8 protein-coding genes and 1 pseudogene are annotated in these 9,548 nt (G+C 62.9%); all 9 read right to left on the bottom strand.

Annotation, left to right across the window (positions count from 1 at the left end):
* Nucleotides 1–686: 686 nt before the first annotated feature.
* Nucleotides 687–2,277: pseudogene (tnpC, locus tag HLB44_RS36255) on the bottom strand (IS66 family transposase).
* A gap of 81 nt (nucleotides 2,278–2,358) precedes the next feature.
* Nucleotides 2,359–2,691 carry an IS66 family insertion sequence element accessory protein TnpB gene (gene tnpB, locus HLB44_RS36250; protein WP_173135618.1) on the bottom strand — a complete coding sequence of 111 codons (333 nt, stop codon included), beginning with the start codon at nucleotides 2,689–2,691 and terminating at the stop codon, nucleotides 2,359–2,361.
* On the bottom strand, nucleotides 2,688–3,062 hold the full coding sequence (locus HLB44_RS36245) for a transposase (RefSeq protein ID WP_173135615.1): 375 nt from the start codon (nucleotides 3,060–3,062) through the stop codon (nucleotides 2,688–2,690). The genes tnpB and HLB44_RS36245 overlap by 4 nt, the downstream gene beginning before the upstream one ends.
* Nucleotides 3,063–3,300: 238 nt before the next feature.
* Nucleotides 3,301–3,456, bottom strand: a complete 156-nt coding sequence (locus tag HLB44_RS36240) for a hypothetical protein (protein WP_173135612.1) — start codon at nucleotides 3,454–3,456, stop codon at nucleotides 3,301–3,303.
* A gap of 229 nt (nucleotides 3,457–3,685) precedes the next feature.
* On the bottom strand, nucleotides 3,686–4,120 hold the full coding sequence (locus HLB44_RS36235) for a lysozyme inhibitor LprI family protein (RefSeq protein WP_173135609.1): 435 nt from the start codon (nucleotides 4,118–4,120) through the stop codon (nucleotides 3,686–3,688).
* A gap of 135 nt (nucleotides 4,121–4,255) precedes the next feature.
* Complete coding sequence (locus HLB44_RS36230) at nucleotides 4,256–4,681, bottom strand: nuclear transport factor 2-like protein (protein WP_173135606.1); 426 nt, start codon at nucleotides 4,679–4,681, stop codon at nucleotides 4,256–4,258.
* Between the two features lie 183 nt (nucleotides 4,682–4,864).
* Nucleotides 4,865–5,494 carry a hypothetical protein gene (locus tag HLB44_RS36225; protein WP_173135603.1) on the bottom strand — a complete coding sequence of 210 codons (630 nt, stop codon included), beginning with the start codon at nucleotides 5,492–5,494 and terminating at the stop codon, nucleotides 4,865–4,867.
* Nucleotides 5,495–5,694: 200 nt separating this feature from the next.
* Nucleotides 5,695–6,159 carry a hypothetical protein gene (locus HLB44_RS36220; RefSeq protein ID WP_173135600.1) on the bottom strand — a complete coding sequence of 155 codons (465 nt, stop codon included), beginning with the start codon at nucleotides 6,157–6,159 and terminating at the stop codon, nucleotides 5,695–5,697.
* Nucleotides 6,160–6,339: 180 nt separating this feature from the next.
* Nucleotides 6,340–6,888 carry a hypothetical protein gene (locus HLB44_RS36215; RefSeq protein WP_173135597.1) on the bottom strand — a complete coding sequence of 183 codons (549 nt, stop codon included), beginning with the start codon at nucleotides 6,886–6,888 and terminating at the stop codon, nucleotides 6,340–6,342.
* Between the last annotated feature and the right edge of the window lie 2,660 nt (nucleotides 6,889–9,548).

Raw genomic sequence — 9,548 nt, 5'->3', positions numbered from 1 at the left:
TACATTCTGGATTCGGCATTGCCTCCGCCCTTCGTCAAGATTCAGCACCTCGACAAACGGGCATTCCAGGGGCAATGCCGTCCTCGCTTTCACGGGGGTAGCGTGAAATTTCCGGGTTAGGTGGCTGCGGGTCTTGGGCACCGATGCGTGAGGGACGGATGACGATGATGCGCAGGGCAGGACTTGAACGGCGCAGATGTGCGCGCTGCCAGAGCCCGGGTACTCCTGGACTTCGAGATGAGCGGCCAACACAAGCGACGGATCTTGGTGAACCGCAGTCCGGCCTTCGGTTCCCGAACTGCAGACGCCCGAAGGGCGCATGGTGGACTGCGCATGCGGCCATCGGCTTTGTGTTCCTGCCAGGGCGCCGCGGCGAACGATGTCTTCGCTTCCAGAGTGCACCCGATCGTGCTCGCCGGCGAAGGCGGGCTGAACGAGACCTTCGCAAGTGGCGCACTTCGACGGACACCTAACGTTTGAGGTAACGCGCGGCCGCCAGCGGAGCGCCAGGGCCGCGAGGCAGATGATATGCCTTGGTGCCTCGCGGCCCTGGTGCGTAGCTGGTGGACGTCGCGTTGACCGAAGGGTTAGGTGGCTGCGTGCCAGAGCGCTTGCTGCCAGAGCGGTAGCGACGTATCCGTCCGGCCAAGTCATCTTGACGCCCAGCGCGCGGCCGGCGCCGTTCGTCAGCAAGAGGGCGACCAGCGATGCGGCAGCAACTCGTCGATGCGGCTGGCCGGGTGAGTCGGCAGCCGCTCGAGCACGTCCTTGAAGTACGCGTAGGGGTCGTGCCCGTTGATGCGCGCCGAGTGGAGCAGGCTCATGATCGCCGCGGCCCGCTTGCCCGCGCGCAGGCTGCCGGTGAACAGCCAGTTCGCCCTTCCGAGGGCAATCGGCCTGATGTGGTTCTCCACCCAGTTGTTCGAGATCGGCACGTCCCCGTCCTCGATGAAGCGGGTGAGCTCCTTCCAGCGCCTGAGGCTGTAGTCGATCGCCTTGATCGTCGCCGATCCGGTCGGCACCAACTGCCGCTGCGCGAGCAGCCACCGGTGGAAGACGGACAGCACTCGACGTGACTTGCGCTGCCGTATCCGCCGTCGCTCATCGCTGGGCAGGTCCTCGATCTCGCGCTCGATCCGGAACAGGCACTGGTGGTAACGCAGTGCCTTGCGGCCGACCTCGCTGCGGTGGTTGGCCCACAGATCGTTGAACTTCCTACGTGCGTGCGCCATGCCACTGCGCCGAGGTCACGCCCTTGGTCGTTGTGGCGGTGTAGCCACTGAAGCCATCGGTGACCAGCGTGCCCTGCCAGGCTTGCGGAGAGTCCAGCCGCAGGAACTCGCGCACGTTCTCGCCGCTGCGTGTCTCGCTGAACTCGAACACCACCGCCTTCGTCGGGTTCGCGCTCGTCGTGCAGTACGACCACATGTACGCGCGATGGGTCTTGCCATCACGCAGGTTCACCGGCTTGAGCATCGCCACCGGCGTCTCGTCGGCGTGCAGCACCATGTGGCGCCGCAGTTCGTCGGCCAGCGCCTGCACCAGCGGCTGCAGTTGAGCGCCGCACTCGCCCACCCAGGCGGCCGGCGTTGAGCGGGCGATCAGGTGGCCGGCGCGCTCGAAGATGTATTCCTGCCGGTACAGCGGCAGGTGGTCCATGAACTTGGCCACCAGCAGGTGCGCCAGCAGTCCGGCCGTCGGGATGCCCTTGTCGATGACGTGTGCCGGCACCGGCGCCTGCACCAGCTTCTCGCAGCAGCGGCACACCCACTTGCCGCGCACGTGGCGCTCCACGGTGAACACGCCCGGCTGGTAGTCCAACTTCTCGGCCACGTCCTCGCCGATGCGCTGCATAGGCTGCCCGCAGCCGCAGCTGGTGTCCACCGGCTCGTGCGCCACGTCGCGGCGCGGCAGGTGCGGCGGCAGCGGTGCGCGCTTGGGCGTCTTCTTCTCAGTCTTGTCCTTGCCATCGGTGTTGCCGCGCTCGCGCTCGATCTCCCGAGCGAGCTCGGCCAGGTCGGCGTCCAGCGTCTCCTCCAGCAGGCTCCTCTGCTCCGGCGCCAGGGTGCCGGCGAAGCGTTCGCTCGTGGCGGCGAACTTCAGCCGCTTCAGCACCGCCATTTCGTGAGTTAGCTTGTCGATCAGCGCCTGCTTGAAGGCAGCCTCGCGCTCGCGCTGCGCGATCAGGGCGTCCTTGGCGCGGATCTCGGCCATCAGCGACAGCATCGCCTGCCGCGTCTGCGGGTCCAGGGCGTCCAGTTGCTGCGCGCTGATCATGGACAGCCATCGTGCCGCACCGGTGCGCCGCGCGCATCGGCAGATCCGGCAATTGCAGCCGACCTGGCCAACGGCCTCAGATCAGATCACGCGGATGATCCCGGCCTCGCCCAGGCGCTGCCACGGCAGGCCCAGCACCAAGGCGTCAAACTGCGTGCGACTCAGCTGCAGCGTGCTGCCGCAGTCGGCAGGCCAGACGAACTTGCCGGCATTGAGCCGTCTGGCGGCCAGCCACACGCCGATGCCGTCGTGCACCAGCACCTTCATGCGGTTGGCCCGCCGGTTCGCGAAGAGATAGGCATGATTCGGACGCGCAGCGCCGAAGACGCCGACCACGCGGGCCAGCGCCGCTTCGGTGCCCAGGCGCATGTCCAGAGGCTGCACCGCCAGCCAGACCGCGTCGACCCGGATCACTTCAGCAGCTCGCGTACGAAGCCGGCCAACTCGCCCAGTGCGGGTTGCGGCCAGGCGACGCCGACCGTCACGGCACCGCGCTTGATCTCCAGGCGGACGTCGGTCTCCACCTCCGGCGCATCAGGCGCCGGCAGTGCCAACGGCACGAACGCCGAATGCTGCAGGACTGTAGATTGCGAGTCGGGCGTGACACGCTGCGCGGTGTTCTTCCCGCGCGCCAGTTGTCGCCAGCGGTGCACGACGTTGTCGTTGATGCCGTGCGACATCGCCACCTGCGCCACCGACATGCCAGGCTCGTCGCACTGTGCCAGCACCATCGCCTTGAACTGCTCGCCGTAGCGCCGCCGCGTCTTCCCGCTCTCGCTTGTCATCGTGTCCACCTATCCCTACGTGGACACGATCCTTCCAAGTCGCGACGGTTGATTCAAGATGACTTGGCCGGACGGATACGTAGCGACTGCCGAAGAGCCGGCAGCGCAGAGAACGGCCCCATGCCTTTGGGTCAGGCGTGACCGTCGCGCGGCGGATTGCCAGGGCCGTGGGTTGGGTCATCTGCCAGGGCCATGCGCCGACTGCGGGCGCGACCGCATCGGGATGCCAACGAGTTGCTCAGGGCGTCCGCTGGCCGCCGAAGGACGGACAGCCCACTTCGATGAACTCGCCGTCTTCGGTGGCACCGCTGACGATCATCATCTTTGCCAGAGCCGCCGTCTTCGAGGTGGTCTTGCCCGGGCCACCTTCGATTCTTGTTTGCTGCCAGGGCACAGCGACGTTCGGGTGACTTCGGCTTCCAGAGCATCGGCAGGTGCGCGCTCGTAGACGGACTACTGACCCAGGCCAACGCGTGCGGCGAACTCCCTGGAGCCACCTAACGTTTGAGGTAACGCGCGGCCGCCAGCGGAGCGCCAGGGCCGCGAGGCACATGATATGCCTGGGTGCCTCGCGGGCCCTGGTGCGTAGCTGGTGGACGTCGCGTTGACCGAAGGGTTAGGCCTCACGGCCATAGCCATCTGTACGCCTCAGTCTTGCTCAAGTGACCGATCCTCTCGTAGGTGCGATCAATCTTGCATTGGACGGCAGCATTCTCGCCGCCGTTCCCAATGCCGAACGAACCGACCACGAGTACCGAGCACTCTGCTTCCACCAGCCTGCGCCAGGAGTTCTGAGATTCCCGTATGGCCTGCACAAATGCAGCTCGTCGTTCCTTCACGTACTTGGGGTCTGAGAATCCTGTATCTGCGGATGCGGCGAGTTCGAGAAGTTGTCGTATCTTCCCGCTGAGAAGCTTTGATGCTTGGTCATACTCCGTGGCGAGGCAAAAGCCTTCATCGGCTGTACTCAACCGTTCACCATCGCACCGAGGCTTGGTCTGTGCCTGGGCTGTTAGCGGCAGAGAGAGCATGAAGAAGACGAAGAACTTCGACTGCATGGTGGGGAGTGTGAGGCCTAACGTTTGAGGTAACGCGCGGCCGCCAGCGGAGCGCCAGGGCCGTGAGGCACATGATATGCCTGGGTGCCTCGCGGCCCTGGCGCGTAGCTGGTGGACGTCGCGTTGACCGAAGGGTTAGGCCGCACTGCCTTGCCGAGGCGGTCCGGCAAGCGCGCCAGGCCATGAGGCGGGAAGTGGGGGAAGCGGCTCCCAGAAGGGCAGGACACGTTGAATCCTTCCATCTGCGGCCAGCTCGATCACTGCCTCACCTCTTGCGCGCACACTTCCATCTGGCCCAACGATGGCACCTCCGACTCGCGCACTGTTCAGAAAGATGTTGAGTCCGGTGTCCAGTACGAGCCTGCAACCAGGCCAGTTGTTGTGGAACCCAGTAATCTTCTCGGAGATCTGCTCATATCCGGCGAAGACGCGCTTGGGACCCCAGATCTCCGCCTCCGGTGTCATTGCCTCGCGCAGGAGTTGCATGCGGTGAGCTTCATCGTGTTCAGCGAAGGCTTCGTAGTACGGCTTGAAGACTTGGAGGAACTGCGATTCGTCCATGGATGCCTCCGCGCGGTGGTGACTGTGCGGCCTAACGTTTGAGGTGAGGCGCAGCCTACAGCGTGGTGCCGGGGCCGCGAGGCGGATGATATACCTGAGAGCCTCGCGGCCCCGGTGCCACGCTGTAGGCTGTCGCCTCGACCGAAGGGTTAGGGCGCACTGCATTCGATTCAATGGACGAAGCTATCTCTTTCGCAGATAGAAACCACCATTCGCGACTTGGTCTAGATTGAATCGAAGTATCCGTCTGCGTGTGTTCTCAGGCGATAGTTGATTTTCCTTAAGAAAGGATATGTCTTCCGACGTCAGTCGCAACTTGATGTTCATGGAGACAGCGTCGCTGCTGGTGCCGTCGCTGAGGATCTTCAGGGAGAGCAGATAGTCCGTAGCCTTCAGTGGAATCGCTCGAGCCGTTGAGAGCTGCATTCTCTTGATAACGGCGTCGCCCTTGCTGACGTAAATTGTCCCAGGGAAGCTCTCAAATCGCGTGTCTGTTCTGCGCTGGCCACCTTCGTCCACAAAAGTAGTTGTGAGATTCTCATCCCAGATCATGTTCTGGCTTGAGCCATCCGCAAGGTCACGGAGTTCCCACTCAAGGCGATGCACTATTGCCAGGGAGGCCCCTGGGTTATGAAAAGTCACTTCCGGCTTTACTCGCAAGCGATCTTCTTCGGCGAGCTGTAGAAGAATCGTTTCGCCGATACGCGGCTGAAGCGGTGCCTTTCGAAAGAAGGTGAAGTACGCATTGGTTGCCGCGATGACAAGCGCCAAGACTGCGATTACCTGAGCCCATTCAAATTTGCCAAGATCCAAGTGTGCTCTCCTTAGTGAGTTGCGGATGGTGGGGCGGGCTGATTGTGCGCCCTAACGTTTGAGGTAACGCGCCCGCAGCAGCAGGAGGCTTGGGGCGCGAGGCACATGATAGGCCTGGGTGCCTCGCGCCCCAAGACGCCTGCTGTTGCGGGTCGCGTTGACCGAAGGGTTAGGTGCCACTTGGAGTTGCGCAGAGCAGGCTACTTACGCTTCTCCGCCTCCTTCTTTGCCGCAAGAGCCTGGATCTTCGGAGAGGCACCTTCGAGTTGCGTTTCCATTAGTTTCCTGCACCGTGCACCGGTCTTGCTGAATGCTTCCTCGGGCGGCGGCGTGTTGAGCGTCTTGAGAAAGTCCTGTGTGCGCCGCAATACCTCTGCTTTGAATGCATCTTCGCCGACCAATGCGACGGCGGCGGCAAGACTTGCGGTTTGCAGTTGACCCAGGGCCGCTGCTTCCAGCACATTGCCTGCCGCCTTGGAGGCCTCTGCGGCGAATAGGAAATAGTGCGAACAGTCGGAGAACTGCCACCCGAGTGCGATTTCGTCGGCGCTGGGCGGCGCTTCGGTTTGTGCGGTAGTGCCCAGGCTGAGAAGCGCCAGTAGGGCAAAGATGATGGGTCGATGAGTCATGATGGAAATGAAGCTGATGCCCTGGGATTGTGGCACTCGTGGCACCTAACGTTTGAGATGAGAGGCGTGCCGGGGCACGTCCTCTCGATTGAAGGGTTGGGCGTCACTGGTGCGCTCATAGATCTGCGACGAGAGCCTCGACTCCGCTCACCATTGCTGATGCGTCTTGCGCTGTGTAGGTAGCCCATTCCCCATGTGCTGCCTTGTTGCCGATCTCTAAGCTGTGATTTGCTTCTGCTTGGCCATGTTGTACGCACCGACTTTCGATAGATCGGCATTCATTCGTTCCAGCTTGCCTTCGGGTAACGAAAACTTTCCTGCTAAGTCTTTCAACGCGGATTCAAGGGCTACGCGGGCCAGGATGCATGCTGGATCTTTGAACCCGGCAGCAAGTAGCTCTTTCGCTTGAGTGATGGCATCTGAAAGAACTTCTGCCTTTGCTAGCGTTCGGATATTGAAGAGATACCCGCCTTCGTAGTCTTCTTGTGCCGCGGCGAAGATTCCGAACGAATCTTCGTAGTTCGACATCCATCCTTCAAAAGAGGCGTAGTGCGCCGAGAAGTTCTTGTAGTGAACGCTCGTTTCACCGAATGTTCGCTGCAAAAGATTCATGACGCTGGTCGCCCACTCTTTGTACTGGCCTGACTGCACTTTGTAGAACGGCTTTCCGTCCGACACAAAGTCAACGAACCGTGCAGCGCTGACAGCCTCCGCCTTGACTCGAAGCTCAGCAAAGCGGCGACGAACGATTGGATCAAGATGCATGCTTGGCTCGGAGGTGGTTAGGTGACGCCCAACGTTTGAGGTAACGCGCCCGCGACAGCAGGAGGCTTGGGGCGCGAAGCACATGATAGACCGCGGTGCTTCGCGCCCCAAGACGCCTGCTGTTGCGGGTCGCGTTGACCGAAGGGTTAGGCGTCACTTGATTCGATGTCGTTGCTGCGATGTCGGACTCTTCATACTTGAGGGCCTGCCGCCCCTGGAAATCAGGATTCCGACCAATATGATCGAGCCGATTGCTAGCGCCAACGCAACGAAGGACCACGTGAAACTCGGCGCTACCTTGAAGGCCACGAACGAAATACCGGCTATTCCCACTATGAAGTACGCGAGTAGACGTTGCGGGAGCGGCAGGTCATCCAAGCCATCCAGGAACGCTGATGATGTAGATATGGCTGGCCGTCGCCTCGTGCCAGGACTCGACCGAGCTTCGGCTGGCCGCATCCTCAGGATGTCTCGACCTCGTGCCGTCGCCGGGAACCCGCACGCTTGGCATGTTGTCCGGTCGCTCGGATTGGCGGTTTGACAGACGTGGCAAGCCCACGCGTAGCTCGGCATGGTGGCGCCTAACGTTTGAGGTAACGCGCGGCCGCCAGCGGAGCGCCAGGGCCGCGAGGCAGATGATATGCCTGGGTGCCTCGCGGCCCTGGCGCGTAGCTGGTGGACGTCGCGTTGACCGAAGGGTTAGGCGGCATTATGAGCGGCAGAACTGCGAGACCGTGCGGATGAAGAGCCGACTGCCAATGATGGCCGCAAAGCGCTGCGGCTTGCCAGGGCCAGAGTGCATGCGCAGTGCGGATTGTTGGCCTCGCGCTCCGAACTCCGCCTCGCGCCGCGCCTGCGCGGCGCCCGATGGACTGACTGCGCGGCACAGCACGCTTGCGCGAAGCGCACTCGTGAGACTGACCTTGAAGCGCCGATCGAAGTGCACAGCTTGCGAGGACGATTCGCGGGTCGGCGCAGTCGGACGGACCCGCGACAGACGTGGTGTTGTTCTTCATGCTCGGTGCTCGCAAGACGGACCGATTGCTCGTGCAGGGCCTTGCCATGACGCCTAACGTTTGAGGTAACGCGCGGCCGCCAGCGGAGCGCCAGGGCCGCGAGGCAGATGATATGCCTGGGTGCCTCGCGGCCCTGGCGCGCAGCTGGTGGACGGCGTTGACCGATGAGTTAGGCCGCGGATTCTGACCTGAACCGAACCGGACTTCCCAACGCCGCACGATGCCAGAGACGAGCCGACGCGAATTTCTATGCTGCGCTGCCACGGGCACAACCGGGGAACAGAGCCGGCCGATCATGTCTTTGCACTGACTTCATCGAAGTCGCGGTTGGCGAAGGATGGGATCGTGTTCTCGCGCATGTCTTCAGCCTGGGCAAGACGCGCTTGCATTGAGCCACAAGCGGCCGGGTGCTTGCCATGGCGCTCGGACCCTTGGCGCGCTTGCGCGCCCTGCGACGGACTGACTGCGCGGCGCAGCACGCTTGCGCGCAAGCGCTGTTGGCAGGGCACGGTCTTGCACCGCGCTCGGTGGCAGCAAGTTCATGCTCGGTACTCGCAAAGCGATGCGGCATTGACATGCAGGCCTTCGCCGAGGCCTAACGTTTGACATGAGGGGCGGCTGGAAGCGGGTGAAGCCCGCTGGAAGCCGTCCCCTCGATGGAAGGGTTAGCCGCTGCCCGGCTAGTGCGACGTGGTGCCGGGATGAACCGGACCTTGCCGAGCGACAGACTCCTGCCGCTCCGATCAACAGATATTCTCGACGGTCGCTCAGACGGTGGCATCGCTGAACTCTGTGTTGGTCTTCGGGTTAGGCGCGATTGTCTCGTGCCGCACGATTTACAGGAATCCGGCGACGACCGGGACGAGGTTCTGCGACGAGTGGCCTGGAAGCTGCCGAGGCGCTCAGATTCGCGCCGCCTTGCGGCGCCCGACCATCTGGCTGCGCGGCGCAGCACGCTTGCGCGAAGCGCACTCGTCCTTCTGTTTCGTCGAGAGCGCTCGGTGCTGCGCTGAACGCTACCTTGGTACGCATTGCGTCTTCGCCAGCGGCTAACGTTTGAGGTAACGCGCGGCCGCCAGCTACGCGCCAGGGCCGCGAGGCACATGATATGCCTGAGTGCCTCGCGGCCCTGGCGCGTAGCTGGTGGACGTCGCGTTGACCGAAGGGTTAGGTGGCTGCGGGTCTTGGGCAACGATGCCAGAAGGACGGATGACGATAATGCGCAAACCAGAACTTGAACGGCGCAGATGTGCGAGCTGCCAGAGCCCGGGCGGGGTGCTGGACTTCGAGGTGAGCGGCCAATACAAGCGACAGACCTTGGTGAACCACAATACGACCTCGGCTCCCGGACTGCAAACGCCCGAAGGGCGCGTGGTGGCCTGCGCATGCAGCCAATGGCATTGTGTTTCTGCCAGGGCACCCCGGTGAACGATGTCTTCGCTTCCAGAGCGCAACTCCGATCGTGCTCGCCGGCGAAGGTGGGCTGAACGACCCTTCGCAAGTGGCGCACTTCGACGGACACCTAACGTTTGAGGTAACGCGCGGCCGCCAGCGGAGCGCCAGGGCCGCGAGGCAGATGATATGCCTGGGTGCCTCGCGGCCCTGGCGCGTAGCTGGTGGACGTCGCGTTGACCGAAGGGTTAG

It is taken from the genome of Pseudaquabacterium terrae (assembly GCF_013266755.1).
GTDB lineage: Bacteria > Pseudomonadota > Gammaproteobacteria > Burkholderiales > Burkholderiaceae_C > Pseudaquabacterium > Pseudaquabacterium terrae.
The sequence above is the reverse complement of the archived record's forward strand: the minus strand, read 5'-3'. Positions and strand labels throughout refer to the sequence as shown.

Coding starts and splice junctions, on each gene's coding strand:
- HLB44_RS36245 (WP_173135615.1), bottom strand. CDS start 3,062: ATGACAAGCGAGAGCGGGAAGACGCGGCGGCGCTACGGCGAGCAGTTC.
- HLB44_RS36235 (WP_173135609.1), bottom strand. CDS start 4,120: ATGCAGTCGAAGTTCTTCGTCTTCTTCATGCTCTCTCTGCCGCTAACA.
- HLB44_RS36230 (WP_173135606.1), bottom strand. CDS start 4,681: ATGGACGAATCGCAGTTCCTCCAAGTCTTCAAGCCGTACTACGAAGCC.
- HLB44_RS36215 (WP_173135597.1), bottom strand. CDS start 6,888: ATGCATCTTGATCCAATCGTTCGTCGCCGCTTTGCTGAGCTTCGAGTC.